The 19,370-nt window shown below is 56.1% G+C and carries 17 protein-coding genes; 8 read left to right on the forward strand and 9 right to left on the reverse strand.

The features are described from left to right. Positions 1–842 precede the first annotated feature (842 nt). From QJ48_RS26940 to QJ48_RS26950, 3 genes are all read right to left on the reverse strand, one after another. Positions 843–1,508, reverse strand: a complete 666-nt coding sequence (locus QJ48_RS26940; RefSeq protein ID WP_054976483.1) for a hypothetical protein — start codon at positions 1,506–1,508, stop codon at positions 843–845. 149 nt (positions 1,509–1,657) lie between these two features. Beyond that, positions 1,658–2,809 carry a glycoside hydrolase family 88 protein gene (locus QJ48_RS26945; protein ID WP_082420697.1) on the reverse strand — a complete coding sequence of 384 codons (1,152 nt, stop codon included), beginning with the start codon at positions 2,807–2,809 and terminating at the stop codon, positions 1,658–1,660. A 23-nt stretch (positions 2,810–2,832) separates the two neighbouring features. Then, the gene (locus QJ48_RS26950; RefSeq protein ID WP_054976484.1) at positions 2,833–5,334 is read right to left on the reverse strand and encodes a glycoside hydrolase family 2 TIM barrel-domain containing protein; all 2,502 of its coding nucleotides are present in this window, start codon (positions 5,332–5,334) and stop codon (positions 2,833–2,835) included. Positions 5,335–5,452: 118 nt separating this feature from the next. On the opposite strand from QJ48_RS26950, the gene QJ48_RS26955 reads away from it, so the two are divergent. The 3 genes from QJ48_RS26955 to QJ48_RS26965 all read left to right on the forward strand — a co-directional run bounded on the left by QJ48_RS26955 (position 5,453) and on the right by QJ48_RS26965 (position 8,282). Next, complete coding sequence (locus QJ48_RS26955; protein ID WP_054976485.1) at positions 5,453–6,349, forward strand: AraC family transcriptional regulator; 897 nt, start codon at positions 5,453–5,455, stop codon at positions 6,347–6,349. Between the two features lie 265 nt (positions 6,350–6,614). After that, a complete protein-coding gene (gene erm / locus QJ48_RS26960; protein ID WP_054976486.1) occupies positions 6,615–7,466 on the forward strand; it encodes a 23S ribosomal RNA methyltransferase Erm in 852 nt (283 codons plus the stop codon). Positions 7,467–7,601: 135 nt separating this feature from the next. Next, a complete protein-coding gene (locus QJ48_RS26965) occupies positions 7,602–8,282 on the forward strand; it encodes a DUF2238 domain-containing protein (RefSeq protein WP_082420698.1) in 681 nt (226 codons plus the stop codon). A 71-nt stretch (positions 8,283–8,353) separates the two neighbouring features. Here QJ48_RS26965 and QJ48_RS26970 read toward each other — a convergent pair whose 3' ends face one another. From QJ48_RS26970 to QJ48_RS26985, 4 genes are all read right to left on the reverse strand, one after another. Continuing rightward, positions 8,354–9,208, reverse strand: coding sequence for an AraC family transcriptional regulator (locus tag QJ48_RS26970; RefSeq protein ID WP_054976487.1), 855 nt, complete (start codon positions 9,206–9,208; stop codon positions 8,354–8,356). A gap of 368 nt (positions 9,209–9,576) precedes the next feature. Beyond that, positions 9,577–10,977 (reverse strand): extracellular solute-binding protein, encoded by a 1,401-nt coding sequence (locus QJ48_RS26975; RefSeq protein ID WP_054976488.1) that lies wholly within the window; start codon positions 10,975–10,977, stop codon positions 9,577–9,579. Positions 10,978–10,987: 10 nt separating this feature from the next. Then, positions 10,988–12,577, reverse strand: coding sequence for an ABC transporter substrate-binding protein (locus tag QJ48_RS26980; RefSeq protein WP_054976489.1), 1,590 nt, complete (start codon positions 12,575–12,577; stop codon positions 10,988–10,990). Further along, positions 12,574–13,119, reverse strand: coding sequence for a sigma-70 family RNA polymerase sigma factor (locus QJ48_RS26985; RefSeq protein WP_082420699.1), 546 nt, complete (start codon positions 13,117–13,119; stop codon positions 12,574–12,576). Before QJ48_RS26985 ends, QJ48_RS26980 begins: the two co-directional genes overlap by 4 nt. A gap of 208 nt (positions 13,120–13,327) precedes the next feature. On the opposite strand from QJ48_RS26985, the gene QJ48_RS26990 reads away from it, so the two are divergent. From QJ48_RS26990 to QJ48_RS27010, 5 genes are all read left to right on the forward strand, one after another. Beyond that, entirely contained in the window at positions 13,328–14,785 is a 1,458-nt protein-coding gene (locus tag QJ48_RS26990; protein ID WP_082420700.1) for an ABC transporter substrate-binding protein, read from the forward strand. 20 nt (positions 14,786–14,805) lie between these two features. Beyond that, the gene (locus QJ48_RS26995; RefSeq protein ID WP_237763073.1) at positions 14,806–15,711 is read left to right on the forward strand and encodes a phosphatase PAP2 family protein; all 906 of its coding nucleotides are present in this window, start codon (positions 14,806–14,808) and stop codon (positions 15,709–15,711) included. Then, the gene (locus QJ48_RS27000; protein ID WP_054976491.1) at positions 15,708–17,192 is read left to right on the forward strand and encodes a glycoside hydrolase family 26 protein; all 1,485 of its coding nucleotides are present in this window, start codon (positions 15,708–15,710) and stop codon (positions 17,190–17,192) included. The genes QJ48_RS26995 and QJ48_RS27000 overlap by 4 nt, the downstream gene beginning before the upstream one ends. Positions 17,193–17,295: 103 nt before the next feature. Then, a complete protein-coding gene (locus QJ48_RS27005; protein ID WP_054976492.1) occupies positions 17,296–17,553 on the forward strand; it encodes a GlsB/YeaQ/YmgE family stress response membrane protein in 258 nt (85 codons plus the stop codon). Between the two features lie 59 nt (positions 17,554–17,612). Next, on the forward strand, positions 17,613–18,053 hold the full coding sequence (locus tag QJ48_RS27010; protein WP_054976493.1) for a YtxH domain-containing protein: 441 nt from the start codon (positions 17,613–17,615) through the stop codon (positions 18,051–18,053). A 95-nt stretch (positions 18,054–18,148) separates the two neighbouring features. On the opposite strand, the gene QJ48_RS27015 is transcribed toward QJ48_RS27010, so the two are convergent. Both QJ48_RS27015 and QJ48_RS27020 read right to left on the reverse strand, forming a co-directional pair. Next, positions 18,149–18,679 carry a cysteine hydrolase family protein gene (locus tag QJ48_RS27015; protein ID WP_054976494.1) on the reverse strand — a complete coding sequence of 177 codons (531 nt, stop codon included), beginning with the start codon at positions 18,677–18,679 and terminating at the stop codon, positions 18,149–18,151. A gap of 1 nt (position 18,680) precedes the next feature. Beyond that, complete coding sequence (locus QJ48_RS27020) at positions 18,681–19,295, reverse strand: helix-turn-helix domain-containing protein (protein WP_054976495.1); 615 nt, start codon at positions 19,293–19,295, stop codon at positions 18,681–18,683. Positions 19,296–19,370: the final 75 nt, after the last annotated feature.

Genomic DNA, 19,370 nt, shown 5'->3' on the forward strand with positions numbered 1-19,370 from the left:
CACAGGCGACGTGACGCTGCAGCTCGCAGCCGTCGTGATCGGCATGCACACAGTGTCGTGACAGGGGGGGCCCGCGGGTAATGTGACCGTACGTGAGTGCAGACGGCGTGACGAGCAGCCTCACAGGCGACGTGACGCTGCAGCTTGCAGTCGTCGTGATCGGCGCGCACACAGCGTCGTGACATGGTGGCGCGCGGGTGATGTTACCGTACGTGGATGCAGTCGGCGTGACAGGCAGCCTCACAGGCGACGTAACGCTGCTCTCAGCCGTCGTGATCGGCATGCACACAGCGTCGTGACAGGGTGACGCGCGGGTAATGTAACCGTACGTGAGTGCAGACGACATGACGGGCAGCCCCCTGTCAACGAGATGGTGCCTAGATGCGAGTTCAGCCAGGACTGCACGAATGAGCGAAAACAACGCACGCCCTTTGCGCCCCGCCCACTATATTTTGGCAACTCACATATTTCTACCCCATGCTCCATGTTCCTCCGATACATTTTTCGTGCCTCGAACGGCTGGCTTGCGGGCCAAATGATAGAGCATGGGGCCGCGAGAATCCAATATGCGAACGACGGCACGCGGCGAAGAGCTCCATGCAAAATAGAGGAACTCAAGTAACTTATTCCCTCCGAACTGAGGGTGTCTGCGAAATTAGAGGAAGTACACTTCCTCTATCAGCCTTCGTCCGCACCACATTCACATTTTTCAACACGTATAAAGCATCTCAGTTCCGCTACATGTCTGAGACCGACCATACGCAACCAATAACGCATCCCAAGTGCTCTATTTGTCCATCCTCTACTAGTTTTGCCCACCCTCTATTTGAAACCCACTCCCGCTACAAAAACATCGGCTTCCCATGCGGATTCAGCAGGTAAGCCCGAACGCGCAAGGTGCCCGAAGCCGCCACCAGCACCTGTCGCTTCAGGAGGCTCTGCAGCAGCTCCCGCGCATACCGAACACTTACCCCTAAGTGTTGGCTCACTTCCGCAGGGGTTACCCGCCGCTGTTTATGAACGAGCAAGCGTACAATTTCTTTCTCCTTCAGGGTCAACGCGATCGGCACACTCTCGTCCCCGAACCATCTGCCCATTAGCTGCTGGATCATTTGCTGACAGCGCCTCGGCTTCTCTTTAATATCGTCGTAAGCGAAACGAAATACCTTCCAATCGTCGATCACCAGATGGTTCTGCCTGACAAGCTGGTCGGCAAACTGCCAGCGGCTCGCATCCCGGCTATGCGGACCGTAGCCGTCGATTTCGAAGCATACCTTGAACGGCGGGCGCAAATAGGCAAAGTCCAAGTAGCGGGTTCCATCCTTGAAGTCATGAACTTCAAACTCCGGATGCAGATGCTCGAAACGTCCGACAGCCGGCCACCATACTTCCTGCAGGAAAAGCTTCTCCGCATGCCCAAGCCCCTCCTTCAACCGCCGCAGCCTCTCACCCGCTGCCGAGAGCACATGTGTATGCAAAAAAGCTTCGTAAGCGTCTTGAAATCTCATCCCTCAGGCTCACCTCCGGAAAATAAAAAAACCGCCCGATCTCCAGTACGGAGATGGACGGTGTGTGCTTCACAACCAAATCATATTCCTTATCATAACGAATCAAGCAGCAACAAGCAAGGCACGGAGATTGCCCCCTCCCTCGTCGCTTAAAAAATCCGGTTCTGCCAGCCGAGCAGCTTCGCGATAGCTTCCACGTAGTAATAATCTCCGTAGATCAACGAGACGTCGATATTTTGCCCGACCGGCTTGTTGCCCGTGCCTGCGAGCAGAATGCCCTCGTGCTCCGGACGGTCCCACGTCGCGTAATATTGCGTCAGCGAGAGCAGGATGCGCTCCGCCGCGCGGCGGTACACCGCGCCTTCAACCCCCGGGAGCGCCGCGCCCAGCTCGATCAGGCCGGAAACGGCGCACGTCGCCGCCGACGTATCGCGCGGTTCGCCGTCGAGCGGGTCGGCGGCGCGGAAATCCCAATGCGGCACATGGTCGGCTGGCAGGCATGCCAGGAAGTAATGGGCCACCTGCTGCGCCGCATGCAAATACCGTTTGTCGCCGGTGTAGCGGTACGTGTTCGCCATGCCGTGCAGCGCCCACGAAGCGCCGCGGCTCCAGGACGAGTCCGACCCGTGGCCTTGGCCGCCGAGCGATTCGATCAGTTCACCCGTCTGCGGATCGAAACTGAGAATATGGTTCACCGAGCCGTCCGGTCGGATGAACTTATCCACGACCGTATCGGCATGCGCTCTGGCGATATGCTCAAAGCGAGGGTCACCGATCTCTTGTGCCGCCCAGAACAAAATCGACAGATTCATCGACGAGTCGACGATCGACCAGCCGATTTTATCTTGATTCCACGCACGCAAGAAATTGCCTGCAATGTTAAACCGTCCCGCCAGGAAGTTCGCCGCCTGCAAGCCGCGGCGCTTGGCGTCCTTATCTCCGGTCAGCTTGTACTTAATGACGGAGGTCGGTAGAAACTGGAACCCCACGTCGTGGTGGAAATTGTTGTCTTGAATCGTTTTTTGCTCGAATTTTTCGTCCCAAGGCCATGCGGCCTCCCGGTAATGCTCTTTTCCGGTCATGTCGTACAGGATCCACAGAATGCCCGGCCAGAAGCCGGCCGTCCACCAATCCAGCCGCATATCGTCGTACAGACCGTCGGCTTTGGCCACGTGCGGCGATTTCTCCCCAAGCTGCCCGATCATGCGGTCCACCTTCACCTGCAAAGCGTCCCAAATCGCCGGGAGCGCCGTCTTCAGGTCGGACGCTTGCGCCCATTTGCTCGTATCGATCGCTGTCATGCGTGAAACTTCCTCCTCTGGAATTAGATTGTAATAAACGCCGTAGCCATTCCTTCGCACGCCGCGCTGACCACCGACACCCGCGGATGCCCTGCGCCTGACTTGCCGCTGCCGCCGGTAAGCGACGCTGCCGGACCTCCGGCCGTAACGAAGTCCGTGACGGAGATGCCCGCCGGCAAGCCGCCCTGCGGATCGACGTAAATTCCGGCCCGCCCCGTGGCGAGCTGGACCAGCCGCGAACCGCGGATCGTGCCGAGGCCGTCCAGCAGCCGGCCGTCTCCCGCGAGACCGAAGCGGACGAAGCTCGCCGCATCGGGGCAAAACACGCCATGGGCATCGTAGGCCCGTGCTTCCACATAAACCCGTCCGTCCGCCTGCGTCTCGGCCGTCAGCCGCAGCTCCGCCGGGACGCCCCAGACCGCCGTCTGGTATTCGAAGGTCAACTCGTCTTCCACGGTGACGCCGTCTTTGACCGCGACGACCTTCACATGGTTCGTGCCCGCTTCCAGCGCCGTCTCCCAACGCAAGCCTGCCGCGGGGAAATTTTGCGAATCGCGCTTCTTCGCGCCGAGGCTCCGGCCGTTCAGGAACAGCTCCGCCTCCGAGCCGTTGGAGTACACCTTGATCGTCTTCCGCTCGCCCGGAGCGCCCCAGCGTACCGGCATGGAATGCCCGTAGATGCGGGCCATCGGCTTCGTCGCCCAATACGATTGGAAGACGTAGTAAGCTTCTTTTTTCATAAAATCGCGCTCGACGATCCCCTTCATGTTCAAATAAGGAATCGGCGAATCCGGACGCACCGGCGTCGCAAAATCTTTAAACGACCACTGCGCCGCGCCGGTCAGCCAATCCATATGCTCCTGCGACTTCAAGTACCAGTCGATCATTTCGCAAAAATACGTCTCCGACCAATCTCCGTCCCGGGAGACGCGCGGCTCGCCGCCGGTCAGCAGGTAATCGCCGTCGCGCTCGTCCGTCGTGCCGTCGCCGCGGGGAATAAATTCGAAGCCCGTATACGTCTTCTCCACATGTCGGGTCGGCAAATTGTCCGCGCCCCACTCCATATGGAAGAACGAGCGCACATTGTCGAACGCCGAGCGGCAGCTCGCTTCGTAATCGGTGTAAATGCCGCGGTACCAGCCCGCCCAGATGGAAGGCGAATACACGTCGACGATGTCTTTGCAAAACTCGCAGCGGCGGATCGAGGTCAGCCGGCCCGGATCGAGCTTATGCGACAGATCGTGGAGCTCCTTCATGAACCGGCGGATGTCTTCCTGATCGAAATAGTCGAAATCGCACTCCCAATCGTTCTCGTTGCCGAGGCCCCACAGAATGACCGACGGATGATTGTAATGCTGTTCAATCATCGCCGTCAGCATGTCCCGGCACTGCTGCCGGTAGCTGTCACCGCCAAGACCGCCGCGGCACCATGGGATTTCCTCCCAGACGAGAATGCCGAGCTCATCGCACAGCTCCAGCACGATACGCGACTGCTGGTAATGGCCGAGGCGGATGAAGTTTGCGCCCATCTCTTTGATAAGCTGCATCTCGTATCGAATCATCTCCTCCGTCATCGCCGGCCCGACGCCCGCATGATCCTCATGCCGATGCGTGCCGCGAAGCAGAAGCCGCTCGCCGTTCAGCTTGAACGGGCCGTGATCGACGAACTCGAAATACCGGACGCCGAACCGTTCCGCAAGCTCCGTCTCGCCGTGCACACTTTCCGCCCGAACCGTGCAGCCGTACAAGTACGGGTCGTCCGTGCTCCACAGGTGCGGATCGGCCAGCTCGTAGACCGCCAGCTCCTTTTCGCCCTCCCAAGGCAGGCAGCTTACGCTCGATTCCGCAAGCACGGCCCCTTCGCGGTCCGTCAGCCGGATCGTCAGCTTGAGGCTCTCCCGCTGCGCGTTCGGATTGTACAGTCTGGCTCTGACCTTCACGGTGCAGACAGGCTTTCCGCCCCCCGCAGCCAAGCGGCTCGTATCCGCTTCCACATGAACCCGGGCAAGCGATACGGCAGGCACATACACAAGATTCAAATACCGGTAAATGCCCCCATACAGATTAAAATCGCTCGCGTCCGACGGAATCGTCTCCAGCTCCCGGCTGTTGTCGCACGCGACCGCCACCGGGACGAGCCCTTGGTACCGCTCGATGCCCGCCACTTCAGCCGCTGCCTCGGTGATGTCGACCGTGAACTCGTCATAGCCCCCGAGATGCGAGCCGACCTTGCCCGTATACACATAGACATCCGTACGCTGCCCGGCGCCTTCGAAATGCAGCAGCGTCCGCCCGTTCGGATACGGATTGTTCACCGCCAGCTTCGTCCGGTACCAGCCTTGCCCCTGATAATATTTGCCGTCGGGGTCCATGACGTCGAGCGCGTTGTACGTATGCGGCAGCTCCACTTTATGCCACGGCACATTATAGTGATTCTGGAGCTTGTCGGCCCGCCATACTTCCCACGGACCGCCGAGGCTGCCCCGGTAATGCTCCCATGCTTCGATTAATCGCTGTTTGATCATTATGAGGCCATCCCTTTCGAGCCAATAAATTATGCTTTCAGCATAACAAAAAAAACGCCCGCATAGTTTGGCGCTCTTATGATAAAATGTTGCTATATTACGGTGGAGGTCCCCGTGCATGAAGCAGATGAACTACTTGAACCTGAATCGTCATCCCGTGCAGCTATCGTTTTACAAAGACCGGACGAACGAGTTCGTCGAAATCTACCACGCGCATCAGGGAATGGAGCTTTTATATGTCCATGAAGGGCAAGGAACTGCCGTTGTAGAACAACAAATTTTCCAGATGTCGCCCGGCACCGTCTTTTGCTTCAAGCCGTTTCAGCTGCATCGCATCCGGATCGGCGAGCTGCCCAAGCAGCCGTATGTGCGCTCCTTGTTCGTCTTCGAACCCGCCGTGCTCGACGAGACGCTCGCTCCGTTTCCCGGACTTCGGGCTTTTTTCCAAGCGCTATGGAAAGACCCGCTGGCCCCCCAGGTGTACCGGACGCCGGACCCCGCCGCCATGGACGCGCTGCTCCGCTCCCATCTTCCCCGCCTTGCGCCCAAGGAGGACGCCGAGCTGCTGCTGGAAGAGCAGCTGCTGTTCCTGACCGCGTTCGTGCATCACTTGAAATCGGCGGCGGAACCGGCCGGCTCGCCATTAACGGAACATCCCGCACTGCCTAAAGCATCGGCCACTGCCGAGAAAATTATGGCTTGGATCGAAAAACATTACATGGAGCCCTTCGAGCTGGAACGGCTCGCGCAGGAAATTCATTTGTCCCCGAATCACGTATCCGCCGTCTTCCGGCAATCGGTAGGCAGCAGCATCACCGAATATTTGACGGCGCGCCGCATCCGGCAAGCGTGCTGGCTGCTCCGGACCACCGATAAACCGGTGCAGGACATCGGCCGGGCGGTCGGACTTGGCAACTTCTCGTATTTTTGCCAGCTGTTTAAGAAGCAGGTCGGCCTCACGCCGAACCGGTTCAAACGGGAACCGTACGAAGCGGACAGCAAACGGAAACCTTGATCTTCGGATGGAACGCGCCGCGCCGTACGGATGGCGTTCCTTTTCCCGCCATGCTATACTTAAAAAAGGCTTGCGAGCCTGTTGACTCCAACGAATTCCGAGGTATTTTCTTTCATGTGCATCCAAATGTGCGTTCAATTCATGCGTTTACGGTAATGTGAGGTACAGAACACGTATTCCCGGCTAAAAAACCTTTTGGCCCGGGTTTATTTGTGCTGTACCTTTTTCATTCCCCAAAAACGAATGAATGAGGTGCATATTTGTCATGCCAAAAAACAAACATACGTCCCGTCAAACGGGGCGTCCTGCCCAAACCAACTTTTCAGGCCAACACCTGATCCGCGATAAATCGCTTGTCCGCCGTATGATCGAGCTTGCCCGCCTCTCGCCCCAGCCGCTTGTGCTGGATATCGGGGCGGGAGCCGGCGCGTTGACGATACCGCTCGCCCAAGAAGTCTGGCAGGTGCTCGCCATCGAAAACGACCCCCGTTTCGCCGAGAAGCTCCGCAGCAAGATCGGAGAAACGGAAGGCATCCGGCTTGCCGAAGCTGACTTCTTGGAAATGCCGCTTCCCCGCAAGCCTTTCGGGGTCGTAGCCAACATTCCTTTTGCCATTACAACGGCGGTACTCGGCAGGCTGATGGATCATCCCGCCGTCCCGTTCCGGCATGGCGTGCTGATCGTCGAGCTCGGGGCGGCCCGCCGCTTTACGGCCGATCCGGTCACGCAGGCGCGCATCCTGGGATGGCGCATGCAGTTCGATCTGAAGCTCGCCGAGCCGGTATCGCCCGACCGCTTCTCGCCACCGCCCCGGGTGCAATGTGCGATCTTGACCGTACGCCGCAAAAAGGAGCCGCTCGTCCGGCCGAGCGACCACGCCCGCTTCATGGGGCTCGTCACGCAAGCGCTCCGGGTACCCGGCGCCCCGCTGCACGCTGCGCTCGGGCCATGGTTTACCCCGGCCCAACTGAAGCATCTCGTCAAGCTGCTGCGGGTGGATCGGAGCGTGCCGGTCGGCAGCTTGAACGAGCGGCAGTGGGCCGACGTCTTCGAGACGATGATCCGCTATGTCGAGCCATACCGATGGCCCAAGGCAGGCGGCTTGTCCAAGCGGTAAGCGTCAGCCCTTCCGGAATTGCCGAGTAAGTGAACCCATTGAGGTATGACATTTACAATTTTGCCAATACTACGAACGTCGTCCGAACCGGCTGGAAACAGCCGGTCACCATGAACACCGAAGGGAGAAGCTACGATGGCTCGACAATCCGCAGTTCGCGGCGGGACGGGGACCAACTGGTTGATGGACCCGGATATACCTTTTTCCCGCAACATTATTTTGCATCTGCTGCTCGCGGTCTTTGTTGTCTTTTGGATCGTCATGGCGATCTCGCCGACTGACCGGATCCAATGGCTGATGGAAAACCTTCTTGTCGTTGCGGCTTTTTTCACCCTGCTGTTTACGTACAAAGCATTCCGCTTCTCGAATCTATCTTATTTGCTGATTTTTCTATTCCTTTGCGCACATACCTTCGCGGCTCACTATACGTATCAGAATACGCCGGTCGATCAGTGGCTGAAAGCCTCGTTTCAACTGCAAAGAAGCTACTTCGATCGGGTCGTGCACTTCTTGTTCGGCCTGCTCCTTACCTACCCGCTTCGGGAACTGCTTACCCGGGCTGCAGGGCTGCGCAATTTCTGGTCTTACGGGATTCCGGTCATGACGATGCTCGGCTGCAGCGCCTTGTTCGAAAACGTGGAGATGGGAGCCGCTCTCGTGGCCGGACAAGCCGGAGCCGACTATCTCGGGCTGCAGGGCGATGTGTTCGATACGCAGAAGGATATGAGCTTAGGCTTTACCGGGGCTCTGCTATCCATGATCACTCTTGCGATCATCCTGCGAAAAACGAAACGCACAACGCCCACGCGTTCCTGATTCAGCGCTCTGCTGCGGAGACGAGGCCGGCTTCTCCGGCTTCCGCTCCGCTTGCGGAGACGCCCTAGCATCTACTCCTCTGCCGCCGGTCCGCGTCTTGCGGATTGCCTGCGGTATTCGCTCGGCGACAGACCGGTCTGCTTCTTGAAGACGCGGGAGAAATAATATAGCTCAAGCCCAACCCTCTCGGCTACTTCCGTCACCGTCACTTCGGTCGCGGACAGCAGCTCCTTCGCTTTATCCATCCGCTTGCGGTTAATGTAGGCGATCGGGGAAAGCCCCAGCATCGTTTTGAAATATTGCATGAAGTAATTGGGGTGAAAATGCACGAGCCGCGCCAGCTCCTCCACCGTGATCCGTTCCTGCAGATGCTCGTCTACGTAGTGGAGCACCGTGTTGATTTTCCCCGTTTCGGACATCGGCGCAAGCCGCAGCCCCCGTTCCCGCTCCAGCGCTCCTTCCATATACCCGGAAACGATCTCCAGCAGCACCGATTTGATGCGCAGCGGAGCCGTCAGCGACGGATTGTTGTACAGCCCGATCAAGTCCTGGAACTGCTTCTCGAGCCCGGCTTCGTCCCGGACGTCGATGCAGTGGGGCAGCTCCAGCATTTGAAACAGGTTCACGTCTCCCACCGTTGCCGTAAAATGGCACCAATATTTGCCGAAGCCGTTGTCGCCAAGCCGGCCGAACGACAGCCGCATCCCTGCCGGCAGCAGCAGCAATTGCCCCGGCTTCGGGTGGTACAGCCGGCCGCGCAGCCGAATCCACCCTTCCCCCTCGCGTATAAAATAAAGCCGGTTCACATCCGGCAGCAGGTCGTTGCTCCGCCAATTCGGCCCCACCTTGGAGTAATAGGCCATCGTCACCGTCATTTGCGTATTGTCCAAATAACTGCGCATCCGTTGAAGCTGATTAGAGTCCATCGCAGAGCCGCTCCTCGCGCCGAAATACTGCTTGGCGCTACATTTTTTGATGAATTGTCCGCACCGGTCCATAAACAGGCGTTGCTATTGAAATGGAGATGAAGATAACTCTTTGATCGAACTCCGAAAAGATCCTCTCTCTTGATTTCTCATATTATCATAAAAACGCGGGACGCATGCATTCCCACGCTGTATCGCGAAGCTTTTCCTGCAGCGCCCCGGGATAACGCTACTGCTGCAAAGACAGCACGAAGAGCTTTCGGAAAAGTGAGACACCTCTGATCCTGTACACAAACTAAGCCCAGCGAACGGGTCGCTGGGCTTATCTATTTACGATTGCTGGATGGACAGCCGGAAAACAGACTACGCTATTTCGCCGCTTCTCCGCCCGCCTCCGGTTCCGGGGGCTCCGCCAACCACGCTGCGTCCAACGTCTGCTGGCCTTCCTTTTGAAGCCGCTGCAGCGCCTGCCGCACTGTCGTTTTTCCGGTCATAATCAATTCAAGCTGCTCGTCCGCCTGCTTATCGAACTCCTCGTAAAAACGCGTGGGGGTATTCAGGTTGAATTCCATTCCCCCGCCCAGCGTATCATCGTACTTCACTTGGTAAAACGGCTCCATGCTGCGGCCGTCCACCGTTTTCACGAATCCCGATCGGGTTATCAACTCGTTGGAAGTCTTCGTTTCGACTTTGGCCGCTTCCGCACTGTTGAAATAGCGGATGACCTTCCAAGCCTTGTCCGCCTGTTCAGTCCCCGCCCCAATCGCAAAAATCGGATTCAGGGAAAAATTCGGCTGCCACGAGCCGGTGCCGTCCGGCGAAGGCGGCTTCACGATCTGCCAATCAATCTTCGAGCCGCTTTGCTGCAGCTGGTTAATCTGCCACGGACCGCTTATGGTCATCGCCGCACGTCCCCGGCTGAACAAGTCCGCATAATCGATATCTTCCTTGTCCCAGCGGCCTTTGTTGTTTTTCCCGGCAATCACCGGTATGGAGCCGTTCTTCCAGGCTTCCGTAATCTGAGAGAATACTTTCTGCCAAGCCTCCGTGTCGATGGTGACGGTACGTTTCTTCGCATCCGTCACATTGAGTCCCATGTCCTGTCCCATCGACCGGACCAACCAAAACTTCGACATCATAAACGGCTGATGAAATCCGTAAATCCGGTCCGTCCCGGTCTTCGCGCCGCGGAATTTGCCGGCCAGCTCAAACAAGTCGTCCCAAGTCATGCCGTCTTTCGGGTACGGCACCTTGTACTCATCGAACAACCCTTTGTTGTAAAACAGCACGGAGCTGGAAAATTGAGGGGCAAGCCCATATAGCTTGCCGCCCCCCTTGGCGCGCAAATAATCGATGGCGGCCGGAAGCATGTTTTCGATATCGAATTTGTCCCGTTTGATAAACGAGTCCAATTCGTACAGCTTGCCCGCCGCCGCGAGCCGCTGATACTCCCAGGAGCCCGTAATAATAAGATCAGGCTTCTGCTCGTCCAGCAGTTTGTCCATTTCTTTCTGCGGATTTTTGCCGGGACCCATCGTATCCGTCGTTGCGATGACTTCCACCTCAAGCTCGGGGAATTTGGCCATAAAATAATCGCCGTACTGATCGTCAAACATTTCCTGACTGTAGTAAGCCACCTTAAGCTTCCCCCGCTCCGGCGGGGCGGCCGGCGCATCGCTGCAGCCGGCTGCGCTCCACGCCAGCGCAACTGCCAGCAGGGGGAGCAGCAGCTTGTTCTTCCGATTTCTTGTTGTTCCGCTCCGGTCCATTGATCTCCCCCTATGGTGTTCCGCTGCCCACCGGCGCTTGAGCTCCGGCCGGCTTCTTCTGCGCTGCGTTTTTCGCTTGAATCAGCGCCTGCTGTCCGCTGGTTTGAAGCTCCTGTGTCGCCTGGGCGACCGTCTTCTTGCCATTCAACACATCCTTGGACAATTGCACCGCCAGCTGCCGGTAGGCCGAGTAAAACTCTGTCGGCACGACGGGGGTCTCCTGCGGCTCCGCCGGCGGACGAAGGCTCGTGAACGCTTCGACGAGCTTTTCTTGCCCCTTGACCGCCGAGAGACTCGGCAAACGGGCAGGCGTAGAATAGCTGCCGACGGTTTGTGTAAGCATTTTGCGGGCCGCTTCCTCGCTGTTGATGAATTTGACCAGCTCCCATGCCTCCCTCCGGTTCTCCGAGGCGGCATTCACCGCATAGATCGTGCCGACCGAGAAAGAAGGCGATTCGTTCGGCCGGGACGGGTCCGTCGGCTCGGTAACGACCTCCCATGGAATCGGGGACATCTTGTATCTGGACGAAGCCTCGTTCAACTCCTTGACGAAGCCGTAGCTCTGCAGAGTCATCGCCGCCTGCCCTGTCATGAACGGACTGGCCTTGTACATGTCTTCCCTTGTAGACAACTCTTTCAGCGGCGGTTGCTCATAAATATATCCGCCGCGGGCCGCATCGAGCACGCCTGTCCAAACCTTCTGCCACTCCGGTGTATTGACGGTGACCTGCTTGCCTGAAGGGTCGAGGACGTTAAGCCCCTTGGCCTTGCCCGCCTGCAGGACCAAATCGTAAGGACCGGAATATGCGCGTATCGCAAGACCATAGACCCGATCCTTCGCATTCGGCCCGGACGGAAACCGGGAAGCGAGCTGCAGCAGCTCCTCCCAGCTCATGCCATTCTTCGGGTAGCTGATCCCATGTTTGTCAAACAGCTCCTTGTTGTAGAAGAGCGCGAGCTGGTCGTAATCCGGCGCGAGCCCGTACAGCTTGCCTCCGCCCTCCGTTCGAAGCATATCGACGACGCCGGAGTGCATATTTTGCAGATCGAAGCCCTCCTGCCGGATCACGTCGTCAAACGCGTACAGCTTGCCCTCTTTGGCCAGCCTCGCGTATTCGGGCAGCGACAGCGCCAGCACGTCGGGCTTGTCTTTTTCCATCTGTTCCTCAAGATTGGGCCGGTCTATCCCGACATACGGAGGGCTCCCGATTCCTGTCGCCACCTTGACCTCGATGTTCGGATAACGGATCGTAAACGCTTTACCATATTGCATCATGAATGTTGTTTCATGAAAATACGAAACTTTCAGCGTCTTCTCTTTATTCGGGTCCATCGCTTCCAAGGCCGCTTTCTCCCGCGGCTTGGACAGCTTGGACAGCCCTTCGGCCAGCCGGTCCGCCTGGGTCCATCCGACCGCCAGCACAAGCACGCATGCCAGCGCGGGACTCCAGCGGAGCCAGCGTTTTCGACTGATGGGCGGCTGCTTCATCTCCACCCGCTCCTTCACCTTATACATAAGTTCCTTGGAAAAGCCGCCCTGCCTGAGCTGCAGCCGGGTCAGATGCTTCTCCCAATGTTCGGGCTCGAGCCGTTTCGTCATGCCTTTCTCCCCTCCTCGCCGAGCTGCTGCGATACTTTGGCGCGCGCCCGGGAAAGTCTAGATTTCACCGTACCTTCGGACACGTTCAGCAGCTTCGCGATTTCCGCGTAAGACAGCTGATGGTGCGCATGCAGCAGCAGCACCTCGCGCAGCTTGAAGGGCAAGCCGAGCACCGTGTTCCACACTTCCTCCTCGGCCAGCAGGCCGATCACTTGCGATTCCGCCGACGGCTCCTGGCCTTCCTGGCGCAGAATGCCGAAAGGAATGACGCGGCGTATCCACGCCGACCGCCAATGGTCGCGCACCAGATTGCGGGTAATGGCGAGCAGCCATGTCTTGATGCTAGCCTCGCCGCGAAACGTATATAACCGCTCGTACACCCGTACGAACACGTCCTGAGTCACATCGTCCGCCAACGTCCGGTTCTTCGACAGGAAAAAGGCATAGTTCCATACGTCTTCACCGTACGTCAGCATGATGTCCGAAAGAACGGCGTTTTTATCCAAGCCGCCGGACATCGATTTTAAGTATTCAAAGGCCACCCGGGTTCACCTCACAATGAATTGGACGGAGAAACAGAAGAAAGGTTCCCTTCTGTCAGAAAATTTTTAAGCTCGCGCCTCTTTTACAAAAATATTCACGCCCAACGGAACGAATCCGCGAATCCCCCGTCTACTGCTTGACAACAAAAAACAGAAGGGGTGACGAAAACGCATCGTCATCACACTTCGGAAATGGGTGGGATCGCAAATGAAACGATGGTCTAAATGGGTACCGGCGGGACTGGCTTTATCCCTGGCCGCTACAATGACAGGATGCAGCTCGGACAAGCTCGCCGGAGGCGAAGGAGGCAAGCCTTCCGTAACGTTAAAGGAACTCGGCAAGGACGAGAAAGCGAGCATCAAGGTGCTTTTTTTCGACAAAAATTATTTTTCTCAGTTGTATGGCACCTTGTTCTCCTCCAAATTCCCGAACATCGACGTACAAGTGGTTTCCATGCAAAGCATCTTCGATCCGGGAAAAGACACCAAGAAGGAATACCGAAAATTGGTTGACGAAGAAAAACCAGACGTGCTTTTATTCCCGACGCCCGAATTGTTCGAGCAATGGGCTGCCGACGGCAAGCTGCTTCAGCTTGACGATGTCATTCGTCAGGACAAATTCGATGTCGAGAGCATGATGCCGACCGTCATCGAACAAATCAAGTCCATGGGCGACGGCAAGCTGTACGGGCTGGCCCCCTCCTTCTTTAGCCAAGCGCTGTTTTATAACCGGGATCTGTTCGAGAAACATGGAGTGCCGCTTCCGAAAAACCAGATGACATGGGAAGAGGTGCTCGAGCTTGCCAAGCGTTTTCCGACCAACGGCCAGGGAGAGCAGCGCCTCTACGGGATGGCCTCGTACTACCAGTTTAATGGCGGCAAACCGGTCGGATACAAATACATGAACGAGATCGGGTCCGCCCTGGGCTTGTCCATCCTCGACCGGGAGAAAGGAACGGTGACCCTTCAATCCGACGGCTGGAAAAAGGCGCTGACCCTGGCCGCAGATGCCATGAAATCAGGCGCAATCTATAATGCAAAAGACAGCAAGCCGATCGAACCGGGCAACGGAATGACAATGGAAGACATCTTGAAGCAAGACTTGTTCGCCACCGGCAAAGCCGCCATGACCATCGGGGGATCGTACTATATTGAGACGCTTCTGCAGGCCAAGGATTCGCTCAAGGACGTCAAACCGGTCAACTGGGATATCGTGACCGTTCCGGTCGATCCGAGAAACCCGGAGGCTTCGGATGCGGTGTCCGTTTCGAAGTTTTTTGCCGTCCATGTCGATTCGCCCAACCAACGGGCAGCTTGGGAATTGGTCAAATATATCAACAGCGAGGAAGTAGCGAAAGCGACGGTCTCCTCGAATCCGGGCGAGCTGTCCTCCAGAACGGCCTACATCAAAGAACGGGACGGCCGCAGCCTCGAACCGCTCACGATGCTGAAAATGGTCCGAAACGGCTATCCGAAAGGCGCGGAGCCGGTGCCGGCGTCGTTCTACTCTGCCTTTGACCAAATGGCCCAAGCAGAGGTGCAAGCCGTCGTCGAAAGCAAAAAATCGGTCGACGAAGCTCTCAAAACGATGCAGGTAAAAGGTCAGGACATTTATAACAAAGCCAAACAGGAACAAAAAAATACGGAACAGAAAGGGCAGGGCTAGCCGGGTTGGGAAATCGAACGATGTCGGAGAAGTCAAGACGATGGACAAATGGAATCGACTGGACGATGTGCGGTATTTTAGCATCGATTTACTTGGTTTGGCGCATCGGCACCGTCGGCGGCTGGACCTTGGAGTGCTGGGTTCTGCTTTTGATTTGCCTGGTTGGGGTGCGGAAGGATCAGGTTGACGTCGAATGGATGAAATTTTTGGCGGTTGGGGTTCCGCTTCTCGGGGTGTTCTATTATTTCTACGGCTCCGGGAACGGCATCTGGTGGTCTATCGCCTACCGGATGTTTCAGAATAACCTTCATGTCTGGAACTGGGACAGCATGATGAATAGCATTCCGCTCAATGATGCGGCATGGGCCCGGACGATCAGCCATCCGAGGCTGGATAAAACCATGGTATGGATTTACAACTACGGGTTCGTGCTCTCGCTCTGGATCTGCATCGTGCGCAGCTATTGGACCCGCAGCGTGAAAAAAATGCTGTCCTACGCCTTGTCGGGCCATCTGCTGCAATTCCCGCTCATTTTGCCGTTCTATCACTTGATCCTGCTGCGCGAGGTGTGGTGGGTGAAAGGACAGCCCGACTTGCTCGGCCGCCAGTTCGCCACGGAAAACGATTTGCTGACGAATGTCATGAACTGCTTCCCGAGCATGCATACGTCGATTTCATTCGCGATGCTGCTGCTGGCGCTGCGCGAGCGGGACCGTATTTTCAAATACGTCATGGTAACTTATTGCTCTGCCATCATCTTCTCGACGATGTATCTGCAAATCCACTGGGTGCTGGATGTCATTGCAGGCATGCTGTTCGCCTACGGTGTCGTCAAGCTTGCGGATGCCGTCATCTATTGGGGATCTAAGCTCCTTCCCGCCCGATTTAACAAGCTTTATGCGGCAACGGAAGGAAGAGCCGGATGAAGCTCAAAAAAACGCACGTCATTTCCGGCGTCGTATTAACCGTTCTGCTCGGCGTCTTTATCGCGCGATCCATGGTTTCCGAGCCTATGGCGACATATACCGATTTGCCTTACGGATATGAGCTGAGCTATCCGAAGCAAATGAAAGTCGACCGTTCCTGGCCCGGGGTCCGAACGCGCTTGTTCGACGAAACGACCCAGATCGACGTGTATTACGACAATTTCAACGGTACCGTATCCGACGCCGCCACGTATATCGGGTACGGCAACCGGTTTATCGAGAATACGAAGGATCACGGCGTAACCATGAACGAAACCAAGACGGTGGGCGGCCTGTCCGTCCACTTGCTGAAATGGGAGCGCGACAAGCTCAAGCACGTGGAGAACGACAAGCCCTACTATGCCAGCGCGGAAATTGTCAAGAACGACAAAGAGGTATACACCATCGCGATCAAGTCCGCCCGGCCCATCACGAATGACGAGAAGATCGTGAACTCGTTCCGGGTTTTTCCGCCTCAGGGGGACAAGCCGGAGCTTGGCACGGTGACGAAGAAGGTGCCGCTCAAAGCCAATCTGGAAACGGCGGAAGCGTACCGCAAGCTGTTTTTGACGGACGGCCTGAAATGGGGCATTTACGAGCGGTCGGCTCCGGGTAAAATGGATCTTCTTCATGCGCTGGAGCAGAAGCTGGACTACAAGTTCGGTCTGTTGATCCTGTACAAGTCCTTATCGACGGGCTTTCCGGCGGACGATTTAAAAAACGCCTACGATGACAACCGCCTTGTCCAATTGACTCTGCAAACGATGCGGTTCGGCGAACAGAACCCCAGCGTGATGTATGACATTTTGAACGGAAAATATGACGAGTTTTTCACCAAATACGCGCAAGACATCAAGGCGTTCGGCCATCCGCTGCTGTTCCGGCTGAACAACGAGATGAACGGGGACTGGGTGCCTTATTCCGCCTATCACAACTCCAAGGACCCGGAGTTGTATACGGAGGTCTGGAAATATATTTACCGGACCTTCCAGAGCCAGGGCGTCGATAACGTCCTGTGGGTATGGAACCCGAATCACTCGTCCAAGCCCGAGTTCCAGTGGAATCATCCGCTGCTGTACTATCCTGGCGACGACTACGTCGACGTGGTCGGGCTGACCGCTTACAATACCGGCACCTATTACCCGGGCGAGCAGTGGAGCACGTTCGACGAGCTGTATGCGCCTTTGTATATTCAATACAGCAAATGGTTCGAACAACCGCTCATGATCACGGAATTCGCCTCCAGCTCGGTCGGCGGAGATAAAGCGCAGTGGGTAGACCACATGTTCAAGGACATTAAGAAATATCCCAAGCTGAAAGCGGCCATCTGGTGGAGCCATACGGATTTCGATCCGGACGACCGGCCGGCCCGCAAATATAAGCTGGACGAAACGCCGGAGCTTGTCGAGCGGTTCCGTCAGCATTTGCAGGAATATAAGTAATCCCGGAGGCAGCTCCTTATCGCCCCGTTTGTTTCATCGTTTCCGTGCCGGGGTAAAAAGAGGCAAGCCAGTCAGTCCACCTTCCAAAAGGAGCGTGAAGAAGATGATAAGCTTGCTGATTACCTTAATTATGGCGGTTGTGATCGGAGCGATCGGTTCTGCCATTGCGCCTGGAGCTATGCCGGGAGGCATGATCGGTTCCATGATCGCCGGGTTCGTCGGCGCTTGGCTCGGCTATCTGCTGCTCGGTTCCTGGGGACCCGTCATCGGCGGCTTCGCCGTCGTACCTGCGATTATCGGTGCAGCGTTGTTCGTCTTCCTGCTCGGTCTCGTGGCCAAAGGCCTCAACCGCACAGCGTAAGCTTCGCGTCGCACCGTCTCTAGCGGATTCCCAATACGAATGCAAAGGAGCGATGAAGCATGACTACGGCAAATACAGCGAATGAAAGCAAAAGCAACCTGCTGCTCGGAACGTTGATCGGAGGCGCCGCCGGGGCGCTGATCGCCCTCTTGCTGGCGCCGAAATCCGGACGCGAGCTGCGCAGCGACCTGATGGACGCCATGCAAACCTTGCAGACCAAAGGCCAGGAGCTGATGGCCGCCTGCAAGGAGAAAGCTTCCGAAACCGTCGAAGCGGTGCGGGAGCAGGGCAGCCATTTGGCGGACAAAGCGCACGACATGACCGACCGCGTCGCGGAAGCGTCTCACCAAGCGCTTGACCGTGCCGCCGATGCCACCCAAGAGAAGCTGGAGAAAGTGCAATCCGCCGGACACCGCGCCCTCGATAACGCGCAGAGCACTTCCCACAAGGCGATCGATCAGACCGACCGCGCGGTAGCTTCAACGGCATCGAAGCAATAGCGCATTGCCTAAATAAGCGGGCTCAAAAACTGCTGCGAACCAAACTGTCTCTTGTAGAAGGGACAGTTTGTTCGTTTTTTGCGCCTGGCCGGATTTTAAAACCGGACATCGCTTGAGTGAACAATTGCGGCAAATTGAGTAAGAATACAATTGTGATGGTTTATGATTTGTTCTGCCGTCAATTCATCGGAATCGTAGGTACTATGGCAATCTTTTACCAATTCTACTTGATAGCCTCGCGAATAAGCGCTTTTCACCGTTGTATCGACGCAATACTCGGTTTGAACGCCGCACATCACTAACGTATCGATACCATGATCCCGCAGCTGCGCATGGAGCTCGGACTCCAGAAACGAGTCCGCATGATGTTTAATGATGACATGATCTTGTGCAGCGGGAGCGATCTGTGGATGTACTTGCCATAGCGGTTGATTCTCGGACCTTAGAGAACCCTCCGGCTCGGTATACATGATATAGAAAACGGGTGAATTTTCCTTCTTGGCTTTATCGATCAAGCGCTTTGTATTTTCAAGCAGTTGTTCTTCTTGATAGATCGCTTTTCCGCCGTAATCTTTCCACACAAAAGGCATAACCTGCATGTCGATAATAAGCAGTGCTTTTTTCATTTCAGGTAACCCTCCTTGTTCCCTTTTTCAACTTCTCATGTTTCCATAATCCGTGACGGGTGCAATACGTATATAGCGTTCCGCCGTGCATTTGGGGGAAACGTAATTCTGCGCTTTGTTCCGGGTACAATTTCATGAACAGCAGCCTGTCATAAGAGATATAAGCGACAAAGGAGATATGATGATCTCTGCTCATTTCATGTTGAATGGTAATAAAGTAATCATCTTCAATCTCCTCAACGGTGATTTTGTGTTCATCGTTCTCCGCCGGCATTGGAAGCAATTCCTTCAATAGTCTGCCGCAGCATGAAATGCTTGTGGCCCCCGTACTGGTCATAACATTGCCACAGCTTGGACATGCGTAAAATTTGATTTGATTCATGTTTCCTCTGTCCTGTTCATTCGGATTTAATTCGCCCAATAAAAGCTTCTCCATATTTACTCCCAATATTTTGGATAGCTCGCCAAGCAAGGACACATCGGGACACCCTAAACCGCGTTCCCATTTTGAAATCGTCTTATCGCTGATATTCATAAGATCAGCCAAGTCCTTCTGCGTCATGTCTTTCTCTTTACGAAGACGCAGAATGAGTCCTCCCACTTTATTGCAGTCCACATTGTCCACCCCCCATAATTATAGAATATCGGCTAATCCTGCCCTTCTCAATAAACGCTCCGTAGAGTGCAGCAG

The sequence above is a fragment of the Paenibacillus sp. A3 genome (assembly GCF_001399685.1).
Classification (GTDB): domain Bacteria; phylum Bacillota; class Bacilli; order Paenibacillales; family NBRC-103111; genus Paenibacillus_G.

Excerpts from the sequence above, each read along its gene's own strand:
- QJ48_RS26940 (WP_054976483.1), bottom strand. The coding sequence starts at position 1,508 with ATGAGATTTCAAGACGCTTACGAAGCTTTTTTGCATACACATGTGCTC.
- QJ48_RS26945 (WP_082420697.1), bottom strand. The coding sequence starts at position 2,809 with ATGACAGCGATCGATACGAGCAAATGGGCGCAAGCGTCCGACCTGAAG.
- QJ48_RS26950 (WP_054976484.1), bottom strand. The coding sequence starts at position 5,334 with ATGATCAAACAGCGATTAATCGAAGCATGGGAGCATTACCGGGGCAGC.
- QJ48_RS26955 (WP_054976485.1), top strand. The coding sequence starts at position 5,453 with ATGAAGCAGATGAACTACTTGAACCTGAATCGTCATCCCGTGCAGCTA.
- erm (WP_054976486.1), top strand. The coding sequence starts at position 6,615 with ATGCCAAAAAACAAACATACGTCCCGTCAAACGGGGCGTCCTGCCCAA.
- QJ48_RS26965 (WP_082420698.1), top strand. The coding sequence starts at position 7,602 with ATGGCTCGACAATCCGCAGTTCGCGGCGGGACGGGGACCAACTGGTTG.
- QJ48_RS26970 (WP_054976487.1), bottom strand. The coding sequence starts at position 9,208 with ATGGACTCTAATCAGCTTCAACGGATGCGCAGTTATTTGGACAATACG.
- QJ48_RS26975 (WP_054976488.1), bottom strand. The coding sequence starts at position 10,977 with ATGGACCGGAGCGGAACAACAAGAAATCGGAAGAACAAGCTGCTGCTC.
- QJ48_RS26980 (WP_054976489.1), bottom strand. The coding sequence starts at position 12,577 with ATGACGAAACGGCTCGAGCCCGAACATTGGGAGAAGCATCTGACCCGG.
- QJ48_RS26990 (WP_082420700.1), top strand. The coding sequence starts at position 13,328 with ATGAAACGATGGTCTAAATGGGTACCGGCGGGACTGGCTTTATCCCTG.
- QJ48_RS26995 (WP_237763073.1), top strand. The coding sequence starts at position 14,806 with ATGTCGGAGAAGTCAAGACGATGGACAAATGGAATCGACTGGACGATG.
- QJ48_RS27000 (WP_054976491.1), top strand. The coding sequence starts at position 15,708 with ATGAAGCTCAAAAAAACGCACGTCATTTCCGGCGTCGTATTAACCGTT.
- QJ48_RS27005 (WP_054976492.1), top strand. The coding sequence starts at position 17,296 with ATGATAAGCTTGCTGATTACCTTAATTATGGCGGTTGTGATCGGAGCG.
- QJ48_RS27010 (WP_054976493.1), top strand. The coding sequence starts at position 17,613 with ATGACTACGGCAAATACAGCGAATGAAAGCAAAAGCAACCTGCTGCTC.
- QJ48_RS27015 (WP_054976494.1), bottom strand. The coding sequence starts at position 18,679 with ATGAAAAAAGCACTGCTTATTATCGACATGCAGGTTATGCCTTTTGTG.